The following is a 16,890-nucleotide window of genomic DNA, read 5'->3' on the forward strand; positions in this document are numbered from 1 at the left end:
CTGACTTCAGGAGTCGTAAAACGCCTCGACCGCCACCCGACTCCCCACAAAGAAACTGTCCGCCACCAGCCGCAATGGCTGCACATCCACATCACTGGCCTTATCAGCAATCAACTGCTGGAAATGCCGATACACCGCCGCATACTCACCCTCTTCCGACACGGTCTGGCGCACGCCGTCGATGCTCAACAGTGCACCACCGTTGTCCAAGCGCAGAACGCCTTCGGCACAGCGAATCTCGATGCTCCACAACTCATCGTGACCGTGGTCGAAATCGAATTCCGCGCGCACGTCGAGTTGCCGTGCGTCTGCCATTTTGACCGACGCGGCAATCGGCGACTGGCAGTTGTCCGGCACGCGCAGCTCGGCAGATTCAACGAACAATGGGTGCGGCAACAAGTGCGTCACGATCGACAGGGCATTGATACCCGGATCGAATACGCCGAGGCCGCCGGGTTGCCAGATCCACGTCTGGCCGGGATGCCACTTGCGCACGTCTTCCTTCCAGTCGATCTGCACGCTTTGCAGGGTGCGCGAGGCCAGCCAGTCGCGGGCCGCTTCAATGCCGGGCGCATAGCGCGAATGCCAGGCGAACAAGGCACTGACGCCCATCGCCGCAGCTTGATCGACCAGCGCCAGGGCCTCGCCCAACGTGGCGCAGGGCGGCTTTTCCACCAGCACATGTTTGCCGGCGGCGAGCGCCTGTTGCACCAACGCGAAGCGCCCTTGGGGCGGGGTGCAGAACGCGATGGCATCGACCTGCGGGCCGTGTTCCAGCAACTCGCTCAAGGTATGAAAATTCTCCACACCAGGGCACGGCTGGCCCTGCGTGGCGACAGACACCAGCTGGAATCCGGGGTTGGCGTTGATCGCCGGGACGTGCTGATCCTGGGCAATCTTGCCGTAGCCCACCAGACCGAGACGGATTGGTTGCATCAGTGACTCCTGCTTTGCTTTTGTTTTAGTCAGTGAACCGGCAGGTTACCTGCAAACACCGCGATCGTCTGTCAGTGCAACGTCACAAACACGCACAGGATCAGGCAAGGATTACACAGGAATGCACTACTGCCCGGTCGACCAGAACGTGAAGAATGCCGATACGACCAACCGATCGAGGATGTTCCCATGCTTGTACAAGCCTACGGCGCCCATGCGGGCGACAAACCTCTTGAGCCGATGCAGATCAACCGCCGCGCGCCTGCAGCCCATGATGTGCAGATCGACATCGCGTTCTGCGGCATCTGCCACTCGGACCTGCATCAGGTGCGCGCCGAGTGGGCCGGCACGCAGTTTCCCTGTGTACCGGGGCATGAAATCGTCGGGCGAGTTGCCGCTGTCGGTGCGCATGTCGCGGATTTCAAGGTCGGCGATCTGGTCGGCGTCGGCTGCATCGTCGACAGCTGCAAGCACTGCGATGACTGCGAAAGCGGTCTGGAAAACTACTGCGACAGCATGATCGGCACCTACAACTTCCCGACGCCGGACGCGCCGGGCTGGACGCTCGGCGGCTACTCACAGAACATCGTCGTGCACGAGCGCTACGTGTTGCGCATTCGACATCCGCAAGCGCAACTGGCGGCCGTCGCACCGCTGCTGTGTGCGGGCATCACCACTTACTCGCCGCTGCGTCACTGGAATGTCGGACCAGGCAAGAAAGTGGGGGTGGTCGGCATTGGCGGCCTCGGCCACATGGGCATCAAACTGGCTCATGCAATGGGCGCGCACGTGGTTGCCTTCACCACCTCCGAATCCAAGCGCGAAGCGGCCAGGCAGCTGGGTGCCGATGAGGTGGTGGTGTCGCGTAATGCCGAGGAAATGGCTGCCCACACCAAGAGCTTCGACTTCATCCTCAATACCGTCGCCGCGCCGCACGATCTCGACGCCTTCCTCGTCCTGCTCAAGCGCGATGGTGCGTTGACGCTGGTCGGCGCGCCTGCCTCGCCACACCCGTCGCCGAACGTGTTCAACCTGATCATGAAGCGCCGCACGATCGCCGGTTCGATGATCGGCGGCATTCCTGAAACCCAGGAGATGCTGGATTTTTGTGCCGAACACGGCATCGTCTCCGACATCGAACTGATTCGCGCCGATCAGATCAATGACGCCTACGAGCGCATGCTCCAGGGCGATGTGAAATATCGCTTCGTGATCGACAACGCCACCCTGGCGGGCTGACGTGTGAGCCCCCGACCATGCTGTCGGGGGCTCTTCAATTCTGTCGGCAGGATTTGACAGCCTCGGCGTTGCTCGCCAGAGTCGCACCCCTTTGCCTGCCAGCCAGCAGCAGGCGCGTGGTAAACAGGGGTTGCCGTTGAACGAACAGACATTGTCCATGCGCCTTGAGCGCGTGGCCGCACACATTCCGGCCGGTGCGCACCTGGCCGATATCGGCTCGGACCACGGCTATCTGCCGGTGGCGTTGCTGCGGCGCGGAGCAATCGCGTACGCCGTGGCGGGCGAAGTCGCCACGACACCTTTCCAGGCAGCGCAACGCACCGTGCGCGACAACGATCTGCACCAGCGCATCAGCGTACGCCTGGCCAATGGTCTGGCGGCGATCACGCCTGCAGACGCGATTACCGCCGTCAGCCTGTGCGGCATGGGTGGCGAAACCATCCGCGACATTCTCGACCGCGGCAAAACTCATTTGAGCGGCAAGGAACGGCTGATCCTGCAACCCAACGGCGGCGAGCAGCCCTTGCGCCAATGGTTGATGGACAACGGCTACCGGATCCACAGTGAAGAAGTGCTGCGCGAGAACCGCTTCGACTACGAAATCATCGTCGCCGAACGTGCCGATGCGGTGAGCTACAGCGCCAAAGAGCTGTACTTCGGTCCCTTGCACCTGCAGGCACGCAGCCCGGCGTTCCTGAGCAAGTGGCGACACAAGCTGCGGCACAAGCAGAAGACGTTGAGCCAACTCAGCCAGGCCCGGCAAACATTGCCTGAAGGCAGGGTGCAGGAACTGAACCGCCAGACGCGATGGATCAGCGAACTGCTGACCTGAAGGTCCGGCACCTGACGGACGCTCGGGACTGACCGACACAGGTCTGGAATTCTGTGGCTCGCCGCATCAGCTGCAGAGACGCGCAAGCGCAACCTCATGTTCGCGCTCACGCGTAACGAGGCAGGGCTCACGCCCCTGCAAGCGTCAAACGCTGAGCAATGTTTGCGTGGTCGCCATCGACGTCTTCAGCGATTGCCCGGTGCGCTGCAATTTGTTCAGCAGGCTCGCCCCCAGCCACAGCTGATACAGGGTCTCGGCCAAATGCCGGGCGTCGCCCTCGGGGAGGCAGTGGTCGGCCTGGCCCTGCTCGATGCACAGGGCAATGCGCGCGACCACGCGTTCGGCGCCGTCACGCAAGGTGAGGCGCATGGATTCGGACAAGTCGGCGACCTCGGCACTGAGTTTCACCACCAGACATTCGTCGCCATGCCCTTCCAGGGTGCAACGGTTCTGCCAGCCCTGCCAGTAATCCATCAGCCGCTCGTAGGCGTTGAGGCCGGGCAGCGTCAGGCGTCGCTCCATGTCGGCGAGATAGTCGACGAAGTAATCCTCAAGCAACGCCTGGCCGTACAACTCCTTGGATTTGAAGTAGTGATAGAACGAGCCTTTCGGCACGCCGGCGGTTTGCAGGATTTCGTTGAGGCCGACACTGGTGAAGCCTTTCTCGGCCATCATTCGGTGGCCGGTGTCGAGCAAATGTTGGCGGGTGTCGTCGTAGGTCGGTTTCATGGGGCGTGCAGTACCAAACAATAGACCAGTCGTTTAATTCGATGGAACGGGAGTTTGCCACACCTGTCATTGAAAAGCCTGCGTAGAAAAAATTACTAGACGACTGGTCTAATTGGAATCTATGCTGCGCTCCGACAACTCATTTCCCGGTGTCGCCGCTGCGCAAATCCGTTGCGTCGCGACGCCACCCGATCAACCCCAGGGTGCTCTATGAAAATCTTGATGGTTCTGACTTCGCACGATCAACTCGGCAACACTGGCAAGAAAACCGGCTTCTGGCTGGAAGAGTTCGCCGCCCCGTACTACGCCTTCAAGGACGCCGGCGCCGATGTCACTCTGGTTTCTCCGGCCGGTGGCCAGCCGCCGCTCGATCCGAAAAGCGATGAGCCCGACGCCCAGACCGCCGAAACCGACCGTTTCCGCAACGATCCGGCGGCACAACAGGCCCTCGCCAACACTGGCCGTCTGGCCGATGTACGCGCCGACGATTTCGATGCCGTGTTCTATCCAGGTGGCCACGGCCCGCTGTGGGATCTGGCCGAGGACAAGCAGTCGATCGCCCTGATCGAAGCCTTCGACCGCAGCAACAAGCCTCACGGTTTTGTCTGCCATGCGCCGGGCGTGCTGCGTCACGTGGTCAAGGCAGATGGCAAGCCGCTGGTTCAGGGCCGCGAAGTCACCGGTTTCACTAATTCCGAAGAGGCCGCGGTGGGCCTGACCGAGGTCGTGCCGTTCCTGATCGAAGACGAATTCCAGCGTCTGGGCGGCCACTATTCCAAGGTCGCCGACTGGCAGGTACACGTGGTGGCTGACGGCCAACTCGTGACCGGTCAGAACCCTGCCAGCTCCGCTGCCGTCGCCGAGAAGCTGTTGAACATGCTCGGCTGATGACTGACCGATCCAGACGCCGTGCGCGTGATGCACGGCGTTTTTTTTACGCTCGACCAATAGTTGACTGGTCTAATAAACCCTTGAAAGGTAACCCATGAACCACCACGCTTACTTCACGCCCGCCAAATTGGGCCTGCACACTCTGAAAAACCGCATTGTCCTGCCCCCCCTCACCCGCCAGCGCAGCAGCCAACCGGGCAACATCGCCAATGCATTGATGGCCGAGTATTACCAGCAGCGCGCCGGTGCCGGTTTGCTGGTGACCGAAGGTACGCAAATCGAGCCGCGTGGCCAGGGTTATGCGTGGACGCCCGGCATCCACAGTGCCGAGCAGATCGCCGGATGGCGCGCAGTCACCGAGGCCGTGCATGCCGTCGACGGCGTGATCTTCGCCCAGCTCTGGCACGTCGGTCGCGTCTCGCACACCGCATTGCAGCCTGACGGGGCGGCACCGGTGTCGGCGTCTGCCGTGGCCACCGACCGGGTCAGTGTGTTCATCGAAACGGCGCCTGGCCGTGGCGAACTGGTGCCGCCCTCCGCACCTCGGGCACTGAGCACTGACGAAGTTCAGGAACTGGTTCAGCTGTATATCCAGGCGGCGCGCAATGCGATCGACGCCGGTTTCGACGGCATCGAACTGCACTGCGCCAATGGTTATCTGGTCAACCAGTTCATTTCCGCCCACAGCAACCTGCGCACCGATCAGTACGGCGGCTCGCTGCACAATCGCCTGCGTTTTCTGCGCGAAGTGGTGGCGGGTGTCGCCGAATGCATCGGCAAGGAAAAAGTCGGCGTGCGTTTCGCCCCGCTGTTCACCACCACCGATGAGGCGCGCACCTACCTGGGCATGGTCGAGGACGATCCGCACCGCACCTATATCGAAGCGATCAAAGTGCTCGAAGACGTCGGCATCGCCTACTTGTCCATTGCAGAAGCCGATTGGGACAATGCCCCGGCCATGCCGGAAACCTTCCGCCGGGCGGTGCGCGAAACGTTCAGCGGCGCAATCATTTATGCCGGGCGCTACACCCCCGAGTCCGGGGCGCAGTTGCTCGATTCCGGCCTCGCTGACCTGGTGGCCTTCGGTCGGCCGTTCATGGCCAATCCGGACCTGCCTGCGCGAATCGCCAATGGCTGGCCACTCAATGCGCTGAACCCGGCCACGGTCTATGGCGGCGATGCGCAAGGTTACGTCGATTACCCGGTTTATCCCGGTTAATCAGAAAAACCTATACAAACACATAATTTCGTACAACTATCTGAACAGAGGTTTTATCGACTGCTGGCAACTTTATCGCCGCTCAACAGGCTGAATCCGTTCGAATGAAAGCAATCCACCGGCTGTGCCTGGTCCTCGGCGACCAGTTATCGTTCGATCTCGCCTCGTTGCAGGGGCTCGATCGCGAACGCGATACCGTTCTGCTGGTCGAGGTGATGGAGGAAGCCAGCCACGTCCCCCATCACCCACAGAAAATTGTCCTGGTGTTCAGTGCCATGCGCCACTTCGCGCAGGCGCTGGCCAACCAGGGCTTTCGCGTGCAGTACGTCACCCTCGACGACGCGCAAAACAGCGGCAGCGTGCCGGGCGAATTGCAGCGCTGGCAGGCGCGACTGAACGCGGATGAAGTGCACCTGACCGAAACCGGCGACTGGCGTCTGGAGCAATCCCTCAAAGACTGTGGCGTGCCGATCCATTGGCACAGCGACCGGCGTTTTCTCTGCACTCGCGGCGAATTCTCGGAGTGGGCGGCCGGAAAAAAACAGTTGCGCATGGAGTATTTCTACCGCGAGATGCGCCGTAAAAGCGGGCTGTTGCTCAATGGCGATGGCACGCCGGTCGGCGGAGCCTGGAACTTCGACGCGGACAACCGTAAATCACTGCCCAAACAGGTCAAGCCGCCCTACCCCCTGAGCTTCTCGGCGGACACCATTACCGAGCAAGTATGCGCACTGGTGAAAGCACGTTTCACCGGACACTACGGTTCTCTGGAAGACTTCAACTACCCGGTGACCCACGCCGATGCCCAGGCGTTGTGGGAGTATTTTCTCGATTTCGGGCTGGCCGGTTTCGGCGACTATCAGGATGCGATGGCCAGCGACGAACCGTTTCTGTTCCATGCTCGCATCAGCGCCGCGCTGAATATCGGACTGCTCGATGTGCGCCAGGTGTGCAGCGACGTCGAGGCAGCTTATTGGTCAGGCCGCGTGGCCCTGAATGCCGCCGAAGGCTTCATCCGCCAACTGATTGGCTGGCGCGAATACGTGCGCGGTGTGTACTGGCTGAAAATGCCCGATTACGCCGCGGGCAACGTCTTCGGCAACAGCCGGCCATTGCCCGAGTTCTACTGGACCGGCGACACGCAAATGAACTGCATGCGCCAAGCCATCGGGCAAAGCCTGAAACATGCCTATGCCCATCACATTCAGCGGCTGATGGTCACCGGCAATTTTGCCTTGCTGGCCGGCATCGTTCCGAGCCAGATCTGCGAGTGGTACCTGGCGATCTACATGGACGCGTTCGACTGGGTCGAATTGCCCAATACCCTGGGCATGGTCATGCACGCCGATGGCGGCTACCTCGGTTCCAAGCCTTACTGCGCCAGCGGCCAATACATCAAGCGGATGTCCGACTACTGCGCCAATTGCGCGTACAAGGTGAGCGAAAGCACCGCCGACAACGCCTGTCCGTTCAATGCCCTGTACTGGCATTTCCTGATGCGCCACGGCGACAGGCTGCGCAGCAATCAGCGCATGGCCATGCTCTACAAAAACCTCGATCGCATGCCGTCAGCCAAACAACAGGCACTCTGGCAACGCGGCCAGGCCTTGCTCGACAGGCTCGACAACGGGCAGTCGCTCTGAGGTCAGCCGACGCGCGACTTCACGGGTGCAACTTAACCATGAGGCGCCGTGTCAATGGGTGATCCGTACTCGTTCGCAGAACGTTGAATGAACCCAGACCCTGACCTCAATAAGGCATGAGCAGTGGACACTTTGAAACTTCTTACCCGTGAGGCGCTGGAGGCAGAGGTCATGCGTCTGCGCCAGGCACTCGACACCGGCTCTGGAGCAGCCGGTGTCGAAGCCCCGCCCGATATCGCCGCGCAACTGGCCGCGAGCCGCACAGCACTGGCCAGCAGTGAGGCGCGCCTGCGGGCGATCTTCGAGTGCGCGATCGACTTCGCGATGGTCGTCACCGACCCGTTGGGCAAAATCACCGAGTGGAACACCGGGGCCGTCAACGTCATGGGCTGGACCGCCGAAGAAATGCTCGGCCAGAGTGTCGAGCGCTTTTTCACCCCCGAGGACCGCGCAGCCGGCCGTGTCGAGCTGGAGATGCAGCGCGCCCTGCAGGAAGGACGCGCCTCCGATGAACGCTGGCATGTGCGCAAGGACGGGCAGCGGTTCTGGGCATCGGGCGAGTTGATGCCGCTTTACGACGACAACCATTGCCATGGCGGCTTCGTCAAAATCCTGCGCGACCGCACCAGTGAGCATCTGGCCGGCCGCTCGCTGTTCGAAACCCAGGAGCGTTATCGCCTGGCGGTCAAGGCCACCCGCGACGCGGTATGGGACTGGGATCTGCGCACCAACCAGATCATCTGGAACGAAGCCCTGCAACAGGCGTATGGAATTGCCCCGGCCGCCATCGACTCCACCGCTGACTGGCGGTTCGCGCAGATCCACCCGCAGGATCGCCAAAGCGTCGAGGCCTCGATCCGCTCAGCCATCAACGGCAGCGGCTCGACCTGGAGCGCCGAATATCGCTTTCGCTGCCAGGACGGTTCTTACGCCGAGGTGCTTGATCGCGGCCACATGATTCGCAATGCCGACGGCCAGGCCGAACGCATGATCGGCGCGATGCTCGACCTGACCCGTTCGCGCAGTGCCGAAACCGCGCTGCGCCTGAGCGAAGAACGCTTCAGCACCATTCTGGAAACCATCGAAGCGGCGTTTGCCATCGTCAAGGTCAAATTCGACGCTGACGATCGCCCGGTGGACTACTTCTTCGTCGAAGCCAACCCGGCCTTCGAGCGTCAGGCCGGGGTCAATCTGCGCGGCAAATGGGTGACCGAGTTCGCGCCCAATCTGGAAAGCTTCTGGTTCGAAACCTACGGTCACGTCGCCAAAACCGGCGAACCGGCGAATTTCGAAAATTACGCCAACACCTTTGAACGCTGGTTCGACGTGCGCGCGGTGCGCGTCGGCGCCCCGGCTGATCGCCAGATCGCAATCTTTTTCAGCGACGTCACCCAGCGCCGTGATGCCGAAGAGCGCTTGCGGGTCAGCGAAGCGGTGGCCCGGGAAAACATCGAGCGCGTGCAACTGGCCCTCGCCGCCGGCGCCATTATCGGCACCTGGCATTGGGACCTGCCGACCGATTGCTTCACCGTTGACGAAGCCTTCGCCCGGGTGTTCAACCTTGATCCGGCTTTGGGTCGCGATGGCCTCAGCCTGGAACAAGTGGCGATGACCGTTCACCCCGACGACCAGGCCGCGCTCATCAGCGCGATCGACGAGGCAATTGCCCGCGGCGGCGCCTATTCCCATCAATACCGGGTGCGCGGCGCCGATGGCAAATACAACTGGATCGAGGCCAACGGCCGCGTCGAGTGCGCCGAGGACGGCACCCCGCTGCGTTTCCCCGGCGTGCTCATCGACGTCGAGGAACGACGCAACGTCGAAGCCGAGCGAGACCGCGCCAACGCCGCACTGCGAGCGCTCAACGACACCTTGGAACAACGCGTGACGGCACGCACCGCCGATCTTATGCAGGCCGAAGAAAAACTGCGCCAGTCGCAAAAAATGGAAGCCGTCGGGCAACTGACCGGCGGCCTGGCCCATGACTTCAATAACCTGCTGGCCGGCATTTCGGCAGCGCTGGAGCTGATGGAAAAGCGCATCGCACAGGGCCGCCTGAAGGACGTCGACAAGTACCTGGTGACCGCCCAAGGCGCCACCAAACGCGCCGCGGCCCTGACCCATCGACTCCTGGCATTCTCCCGACGCCAGACCCTCGATCCGCGCCCGACGGACGTCAACACGCTGATTGTCGGCATGACCGAACTGATCCAGCGCACGGTCGGCCCGAGTATCCGCCTGAAGACACTGGCGGCCGCCGACCTGTGGCCTGCACTGGTCGACGCCAGTCAACTGGAAAACGCCCTGCTCAACCTGTGCATCAATGCCCGCGACGCCATGCCCGACGGCGGCTGCATCACCGTGGAAACCTCAAATCGCTCCGTGACAGTGGAGTCGGCGCGTACCCTCGATATTCCTCAAGGCCAATACCTGTGCCTGTGCGTGAAGGACACCGGCACCGGCATGAGCGCCGATATCGTCGCCAAGGCCTTCGACCCGTTTTTCACCACCAAGCCACTGGGCCAGGGTACAGGTCTGGGGCTGTCGATGATCTACGGCTTTACCAAACAATCGGGCGGCCAGGTGCGCGTGCACTCGCAAGTGGGCCAAGGCACGAGCATGTGCATTTACCTGCCACGCTATTGCGGCGAGACCCAGCAAAATCACGATGCCACGCACAACATGACAACCCCGCTGGCAAAAGCCGGGGAAACGATCCTCATCGTCGACGACGAACCGACAGTGCGCATGCTGCTGCGGGACGTGCTCAGCGAACTCGGCTACGTCGTGCTGGTGGCGGCCGACAGTGTCGAAGGGCTGGAGACGTTGCGTTCCAGTGCACACATCGACCTGCTGATCACCGATGTCGGTTTGCCGGGAGGCATGAACGGCCGGCAAATGGCCGACGCGGGCCTGGAAATCCGGCCGAAACTGAAGACCTTGTTCATTACTGGCTACGCTGAAAACGCCGTGCTCGGCAATGGTCAACTCGGCCCGGGCATGCAGGTTCTGACCAAACCGTTCGCCGTCGACACGTTGGTGGCGCGGGTCAGCAACCTGATTTCGAACCCTGGGGAATGAGGCTGTCGTGAGCAATCAACTGGATCGGCGCAATAACCTGTCACTCGACAGCCTCAATTTTTTCCTCGCTGACGTACGCGACGGCCTCGGACCGTACCTGGCGATCTACCTGTTGGCCGTGCATCACTGGGACCCGGCCAGCATCGGCGTGGTCATGACCATTGCCGGGATCGCCGCGCTGATCACGCAAACGCCCGCCGGCGCACTGGTCGACGGCACCCGCGCCAAACGTGCATTGATCGCTATCGCCGCGCTGCTGGTGACTGGCAGCTGCCTGTTGCTGCCGTTCGTGACCTCCTTCAGTCTCGTCGCGTTGACCCAGGCCCTGAGTGCCGCGGCTGCCTCGGTCTTCGCCCCGGCCATTTGCGCCATCACCCTGGGCATGACCGGGCCGCGCGCATTCACCCGGCGAACCGGGCGCAACGAAACGTTCAACCATGCCGGCAATGCCTGCGCGGCATTACTCGCCGGCCTGTTCGCCTACCTGTTCGGCCCTGTCGCCGTGTTCTACCTGATGGCCGCGATGGCACTCGCCAGCGTGATTGCCATTCACTTCGTTGCGGCAGACGCCATCGACCATGACGTCGCACGCGGCCTCGACCCCGCCGAGGCCGGCCGGCACCAACCTTCTGGCTGGTCGGTGCTGCTGACCAACCGACCGCTGCTGTTATTTGCCATTTGCTGCGCGCTGTTCCACCTGGCCAACGCCGCGATGCTGCCGCTGGTCAGTCAAAAACTGTCGCTGACCAATCTGCAAATGGCCACGCCACTGACCTCCGCCTGTATCGTCGCGGCGCAACTGGTCATGGTTCCGGCGGCCATGCTGGTCGGCGCGAAAGCCGACGTCTGGGGGCGCAAGCCACTGCTGCTCGCCGGTTTCCTGATTCTGCCGCTGCGCGGCGTGCTCTACACCTTGTCCGACGACCCTTACTGGCTGGTGGCCGTGCAGATGCTCGACGGCGTTGGTGCAGGTCTGTTCGGCGCGCTGTTCCCGATCATGGTCAAAGACCTCACCCAAGGCACCGGCCACTTCAACATCAGCCTCGGCGCCCTGACCACCGTCTTCGGCCTGGGCGCTGCACTGAGCAACGGCCTGGCCGGATTCGTCGTGCAAGGCGCCGGTTACAGTGCTGCGTTTCTGACACTGGCAGGGATTGCGGGCGTGGCGGTGGCGGTGCTTTGGGCGGGAGTTCCGGAGACGTTACGGGGCGAGCCAGATGTCGAAACTGCGCCGACCAATGTGGCGCTTGGCAGGTAGCATTGCGTTGCCCGCTCCCATAGGGGGTATGCGCTAGCTGTGAGATCGGTATTCAGTCTGAACGGACAAAAGCCTGCTTTTCAAAGCAGGCTTTTCCTTTGAACCGTGTCGGTTTACTTCTGCTGAGCCGTCAACGCCGCATAACCATTCATCAAGTTGCGATAGTTCGGAATCCGTTGCGACAGCAGGTTACCCAGCCCTTCGATGTCGTTGCGCCAGTCGCGGTGCAGTTCGCAGGCCACAGAGAACCAGTTCATCATCTGTGCGCCGGCCTGGGTCATGCGGTTCCACGCGGCTTGTTGCACGGTGGTGTTGAAGGTGCCGGAGGCATCGGTGACGACGAACACGTCGAAGCCTTCGGCCAGGGCCGACAGGGTCGGGAACGCAACGCACACATCGGTTACCACGCCGGCGATGATGATCTGTTTGCGGCCGGTGGCCTTGATAGCCTTGACGAAGTCTTCGTTGTCCCAGGCGTTGATCTGACCCGGGCGGGCAATGTACGGCGCGTCGGGGAACATTTCTTTCAGTTCCGGCACCAGCGGGCCGTTCGGGCCTTGTTCGAAGCTGGTGGTGAGGATGGTCGGCAAGTTGAAGAATTTCGCCAGATCGGCCAGCGCCAGCACGTTGTTCTTGAACTCGTTGGGCGAGAAGTCCTGGACCAGGGAGATCAGGCCGGTCTGGTGATCGACCAGCAGTACCACGGCGTCGTCTTTGTTCAGGCGGTTGTAGGTTGGAGTGTTCATCTGCGCGTCCCTTTTCAATGTTGGAAATTGTTGTTGCGTTCAAGTTGGGCACAGATTACTGGGGGGCCGGAAAAGGATAAATCCGTTGAAAAGCGTTTCACCGTCAACTCAAACAGGACAATCCAAGCGAACCCTGGCGGATAAATCCACGCTCGCTTGAAGAATGGCGACGGATGCTCGTTATGAGCTAATAACACCTTCATTAAACGGTCGCTAAAACGTTGTACTAGGATAGGATCCAATGCAGCGCGTGTTTGCCGTTCAGGGAGATCGTCGGCGGCGCGGCTGGAAGTCTGTCTCTACGTACATTCATGGATGACGCATATGAATTCACACCTGTTTCCCCACATCGGCAAAGTGATCGCCAGCACCGGCAGCCGGCACTTCCCGCGCATGCTGCATGACCTGATCCTCACCCAGTTGGCAGTGGACGCCACGCACATCCGGCAGATGCGCGTCGAACCGGTGAGCCGCGCCGCCAGTCGTGGTGAGCCGGGGCCGGTCAAAGACTCGGCGCAACTGGCAGAGACGCTATTCTCCGAACACAGCGCTGCGGCGGCCCATGCGCCGCACGCAGCGGATTCTTCGAGCGTGGCCGATGCCTCGCAACTGCACCTGACCCGCCGTAAGGACGGTTTTCGCTACGTGATTTCGGTGTATCGCAATGCGCAGTCGCAGCGGTTTTCGGCGCAGGAACGCAGCTTGTTGCAGGACATCTCGCCGGTGCTGCTGCCGATGGTGGAAAAACACATCAGCGCCCTGCAGCCGACGAACCATGACACGGCGACTCCCGCCGAGGCGTCTGAAGGCAGCGGCCTGCAAACCCTGCGCCTGCGTTTCACCGAGCGTCTGGAGCAATTGGGACTGAGCCTGTCGAACCGCGAAACCGAGGTGTGCGTCGGCCTGCTGGCCGGGCGTACCGCCCCGGAACTGGCGGAGCTGTTGCAGTTGAAGGTCAACACCGTGGAAAGCTATCTCAAACGCGCGGCGATCAAGCTGGGGATCAGCGGACGCCATTCGTTGATGCGCTGGATGTATTCACCTCAGGACACCTCGGCCTCCACCGCAGCCTGACCCCATCCGCAATCCCCCCAAGGAGCTGCCGCAGCCTGCGGCAACTCCTTGGGGCAATCAGCTATTCAGTCACGGGCCAGTGCTTCGATTGGATCGAGCCGCGAGGCGTTGCGGGCCGGGACGAAGCCGAAGACGATGCCGATCAGGGTCGAGCAGATCACCGCTGTGAGCACCGAAGCGAGGGAGAAGACCATTTCCCATTCCTTGATGAACACCGAAAACAAATGGCCGATGCCGTACGACAGCGAAATCCCGATCGCTCCGCCCAACAGACAGACCATCACGGCCTCCACCAGAAACTGCTGACGAATGTCCGACTGCCGCGCCCCCACCGCCATGCGGATGCCGATCTCGCGGGTGCGTTCGGTGACTGACACCAGCATGATATTCATCACTCCGATACCACCGACCACTAGCGAAATCACCGCGATCAACGACAGCAGCAAGGCCAGCGAGCGGCTGGTTTTCTGCACGGTCTGCAAGACGCTGTCGAGGTTGTTGGTGAAGAAATCCTTGGTGCCGTGGCGCTGCTGCAACAACTGAATAACGTGCTCTTCCACCACTTTGCTCGGCTGGCCGTCCTTCATGCGCACGCTGATGCTGTCCAGATAACGCTGGCCCAACACCCGGCCGGCGGCGGTTTCATAGGGCACCCAGACGTTGAGGGTCTTGCCTGAAGCGAACAGGTTTTTGTTTTCCGCAGCGACCCCGATCACCGTGCACGGCAGGTTGCCGATCAAAATCACCTGCCCCAACGGATCGACTCCCTCGCCGAACAAACGCTGGCGGGTGTTGTGATCGATCACCACCACTTGGGCCTGACGCCGCGCATCGCTTTCGCTGAACGCGATGCCCTCGGCCATCCTGATCCCGCGCACTTTGAAATACTGGTCGCTGACGCCGTTGACCTGCGCATCCACGTCGATATTGCGATAGCGCAGCAACAGGCTACGGCCAATCATCGGCGTGGCGCTGTCGACGTAGTACAGCTGATTCAGCGCCGTGACGTCGGCGGGCACCAGGGTTTCAATGGAGGCGGCGCGCTTGTCGCCGTAACTTCGACCGGGAAACACGTCGATGGTATTACTGCCGATGGCCGCGATGTCCTTGAGCACGTAGCGCTTGGCACCCTCGCCGACCGCAGAGATCGACACCACCGAGGTGATGCCGATGACGATGCCGAGCATGGTCAGCAACGTGCGCATGCGGTGCGACACCAGCGCGATCCAGGCCATGCTGAAGGCCTCCTTGAACAGGCCAAGGCTGGCCACCAGACGGCGCGTGGCGGTGGCTTTGGGGGTTACTGGTTCTTCACTGAGCAGGTGTGTGGTGTCACGTTCGTTCGTGCGGTCGCTGAGGATTTCGCCGTCGCTGACTTCGATGATGCGCTCGGCATTGGCTGCGACTTTCGGGTCGTGGGTCACCAGAATCACCGTGTGCCCGGCCGCGTGCAGTTCCAGCAGGATGCGCATCACTTCCTTGCCGCTGGTGGTGTCGAGAGCGCCGGTGGGTTCGTCGGCGAGGATCACTTCGCCGCCGTTCATCAACGCCCGGGCGATACTCACGCGCTGCTGCTGGCCGCCGGAGAGCTGGCTCGGCCGGTGGCTCAGGTGTTCTTCCAGGCCCAGCCGCGCCAACAGCTCGCGGGCGCGGGCGTGGCGCTGCAGCTGTGGCGTGCCGGCATAAATCGCCGGCATCTCGACGTTGTGCATGGCGCTCAGGTGCGGCAGCAAGTGATAGCGCTGGAAGATGAAACCGAAATAGTCACGACGCAGTTCGGCGAGGGCCTGATTGTCGAGGTCGCGGGTTTCCTGGCCGTTGATTTTGTAGCTGCCGGCCGTGGCGTAATCGAGGCACCCGAGGATGTTCATCAAGGTCGATTTGCCAGAGCCCGAGGCGCCGATGATCGCGACCATTTCCCCGGCGTTGATCGTCAGGTCGATGTTCTTCAGGGCGAGGAATTCGCGGTCACCGGCGGTGAAACTGCGGGTGATGCCGCTGAGCTGGAGCAGTGGCTGCGTCATGCTCAGGCCCCCGCCACATTCGTCACCGGATCACCGATCACCACACGGTCGCCTTCGGCCAGACCGGCATTGACCTGCACCTTGACGTTGTTGTTGATCCCGGTCTGCACATTGCGCGACTGGGCGTGGCCCTTGGCGTCGAGCACGCGCACCGGGAAACTGCCGTCGGCGTTGCGTGGCCCGAGGGCCGCCACGGGAATGGTCAACACTGATTTGGCGGTATCAAGCACCACCCGCACCTGCGCCGTCATCGAGATGCGCAAACGGTGATCGAGATTAGGCACCTCGAACAAGGCGTTGTAGAACACCGCGCTGCTTTGCTTGGGTGTACCGGCCGCCGGGGTCTCGAGGAAATTCTGCGGGGCCGGTTCGGTGCCGCGCAGTTTGGCGTAATAGCGTTTGTCCTCACCGAGAATGGTGAAATACACCTCCTGCCCCGGCGCGATGTGAATCACATCGGCTTCCGAAACCTGCGCCTTGACCGTCATGGTGTCCAGATCTGCCAGTTTCAACAGCACCGGCGCCAACTGGTTGGCGATCACCGTCTGGCCTTCCTGGGTGACGATGCCGACTACATCGCCGTCGATCGGCGCGACAATCCGCGTGTAGGCCAGGTTGACCTTGGCCGTGTCGATCTGGATGTGTGCGCTTTTGATCTGCGCCTCCAGCGACATCAGGTTGGCCTGCTGCACCTGATAGTTCGACTCGGCGGTTTCAAAATCCTGGCGCGAGATCGAAGCATCCTCCTGCAGGTTCTGATAGCGCTCGTAAATCGCCTTGGTCTGCTTGAGCTGGGCCTGGGTCGCGCGTTTTTGCGCTTGCAGGTTCTCTTCATCGACCTGGGCCTGACGCAGGGTGTTCTGCAGCACCAGCGGATCGATTTCCGCCAGCCACTGGCCCTTTTTCACTTTGTCGCCGACCTTGACCTTGAGCGACTTCAACTGGCCGGAGACCTGCGCGCCGACATCCACCTGTTTGATCCCTTCGAGCACGCCGGTGGCCAGCACCGCGTTCTCGATATCATCCCGCTCGACCGTGGCGGTCAGGTACTGCGGTGCCTCGGCCGGTGCCTGCACCGTGTAGAACACCAACCCGGCCACCGCCGCCAGTGCCAATCCCATACCGACTTTGCGCAACTTCGACTTTTCCATAAATGACCACAAGTCCGTTCAGGGGTGAGCCCGGCCAGCGGCCGGGCTCCTTTTTAAAAAACAATAT

Annotated in this window: 13 protein-coding genes; 8 read left to right on the forward strand and 5 right to left on the reverse strand. The window is 61.7% G+C overall.

What is annotated here, in order from left to right; translation table 11 throughout:
- Positions 1 to 6: 6 nt before the first annotated feature.
- Positions 7 to 936, reverse strand: a complete 930-nt coding sequence (locus HV782_RS17175; protein WP_186748150.1) for a Gfo/Idh/MocA family protein — start codon at positions 934 to 936, stop codon at positions 7 to 9.
- 189 nt (positions 937 to 1,125) lie between these two features.
- Between HV782_RS17175 and HV782_RS17180 the strand changes: the two genes are divergently transcribed.
- Both HV782_RS17180 and HV782_RS17185 read left to right on the forward strand, forming a co-directional pair.
- Positions 1,126 to 2,175: an NAD(P)-dependent alcohol dehydrogenase gene (locus HV782_RS17180; protein WP_186748149.1), complete on the forward strand. Its 1,050-nt coding sequence runs from the start codon at positions 1,126 to 1,128 to the stop codon at positions 2,173 to 2,175.
- 136 nt (positions 2,176 to 2,311) lie between these two features.
- Positions 2,312 to 3,007 (forward strand): tRNA (adenine(22)-N(1))-methyltransferase, encoded by a 696-nt coding sequence (locus tag HV782_RS17185; protein ID WP_302467477.1) that lies wholly within the window; start codon positions 2,312 to 2,314, stop codon positions 3,005 to 3,007.
- A gap of 144 nt (positions 3,008 to 3,151) precedes the next feature.
- Here HV782_RS17185 and curR read toward each other — a convergent pair whose 3' ends face one another.
- A complete protein-coding gene (gene curR / locus HV782_RS17190; RefSeq protein WP_123462865.1) occupies positions 3,152 to 3,736 on the reverse strand; it encodes a TetR family transcriptional repressor CurR in 585 nt (194 codons plus the stop codon).
- 210 nt (positions 3,737 to 3,946) lie between these two features.
- Between curR and HV782_RS17195 the strand changes: the two genes are divergently transcribed.
- The 5 genes from HV782_RS17195 (at position 3,947) to HV782_RS17215 (ending at position 11,828) form a co-directional block, all read left to right on the forward strand.
- Positions 3,947 to 4,624: a type 1 glutamine amidotransferase domain-containing protein gene (locus HV782_RS17195; RefSeq protein ID WP_186748148.1), complete on the forward strand. Its 678-nt coding sequence runs from the start codon at positions 3,947 to 3,949 to the stop codon at positions 4,622 to 4,624.
- 97 nt (positions 4,625 to 4,721) lie between these two features.
- Positions 4,722 to 5,846 (forward strand): alkene reductase, encoded by a 1,125-nt coding sequence (locus HV782_RS17200; protein ID WP_128616139.1) that lies wholly within the window; start codon positions 4,722 to 4,724, stop codon positions 5,844 to 5,846.
- Between the two features lie 104 nt (positions 5,847 to 5,950).
- On the forward strand, positions 5,951 to 7,489 hold the full coding sequence (locus tag HV782_RS17205) for a cryptochrome/photolyase family protein (RefSeq protein ID WP_186748147.1): 1,539 nt from the start codon (positions 5,951 to 5,953) through the stop codon (positions 7,487 to 7,489).
- A 171-nt stretch (positions 7,490 to 7,660) separates the two neighbouring features.
- Positions 7,661 to 10,570, forward strand: coding sequence for a PAS domain-containing hybrid sensor histidine kinase/response regulator (locus tag HV782_RS17210; protein WP_186748178.1), 2,910 nt, complete (start codon positions 7,661 to 7,663; stop codon positions 10,568 to 10,570).
- 7 nt (positions 10,571 to 10,577) lie between these two features.
- A complete protein-coding gene (locus tag HV782_RS17215) occupies positions 10,578 to 11,828 on the forward strand; it encodes an MFS transporter (protein ID WP_186748146.1) in 1,251 nt (416 codons plus the stop codon).
- Positions 11,829 to 11,941: 113 nt separating this feature from the next.
- Here the strand turns inward: HV782_RS17215 and ycaC are convergent, their stop codons facing one another.
- Positions 11,942 to 12,574, reverse strand: coding sequence for an isochorismate family cysteine hydrolase YcaC (gene ycaC / locus HV782_RS17220; protein WP_123462852.1), 633 nt, complete (start codon positions 12,572 to 12,574; stop codon positions 11,942 to 11,944).
- A 324-nt stretch (positions 12,575 to 12,898) separates the two neighbouring features.
- Between ycaC and HV782_RS17225 the strand changes: the two genes are divergently transcribed.
- Positions 12,899 to 13,648: a response regulator transcription factor gene (locus HV782_RS17225; protein ID WP_186748145.1), complete on the forward strand. Its 750-nt coding sequence runs from the start codon at positions 12,899 to 12,901 to the stop codon at positions 13,646 to 13,648.
- A gap of 65 nt (positions 13,649 to 13,713) precedes the next feature.
- Here the strand turns inward: HV782_RS17225 and HV782_RS17230 are convergent, their stop codons facing one another.
- Together HV782_RS17230 and macA are read right to left on the reverse strand one after the other, a co-directional pair.
- The gene (locus tag HV782_RS17230; protein ID WP_186748144.1) at positions 13,714 to 15,672 is read right to left on the reverse strand and encodes a MacB family efflux pump subunit; all 1,959 of its coding nucleotides are present in this window, start codon (positions 15,670 to 15,672) and stop codon (positions 13,714 to 13,716) included.
- A gap of 2 nt (positions 15,673 to 15,674) precedes the next feature.
- Entirely contained in the window at positions 15,675 to 16,823 is a 1,149-nt protein-coding gene (gene macA / locus HV782_RS17235) for a macrolide transporter subunit MacA (protein WP_123462846.1), read from the reverse strand.
- Between the last annotated feature and the right edge of the window lie 67 nt (positions 16,824 to 16,890).

This window comes from Pseudomonas monsensis (assembly GCF_014268495.2).
Lineage (GTDB): Bacteria > Pseudomonadota > Gammaproteobacteria > Pseudomonadales > Pseudomonadaceae > Aquipseudomonas > Aquipseudomonas monsensis.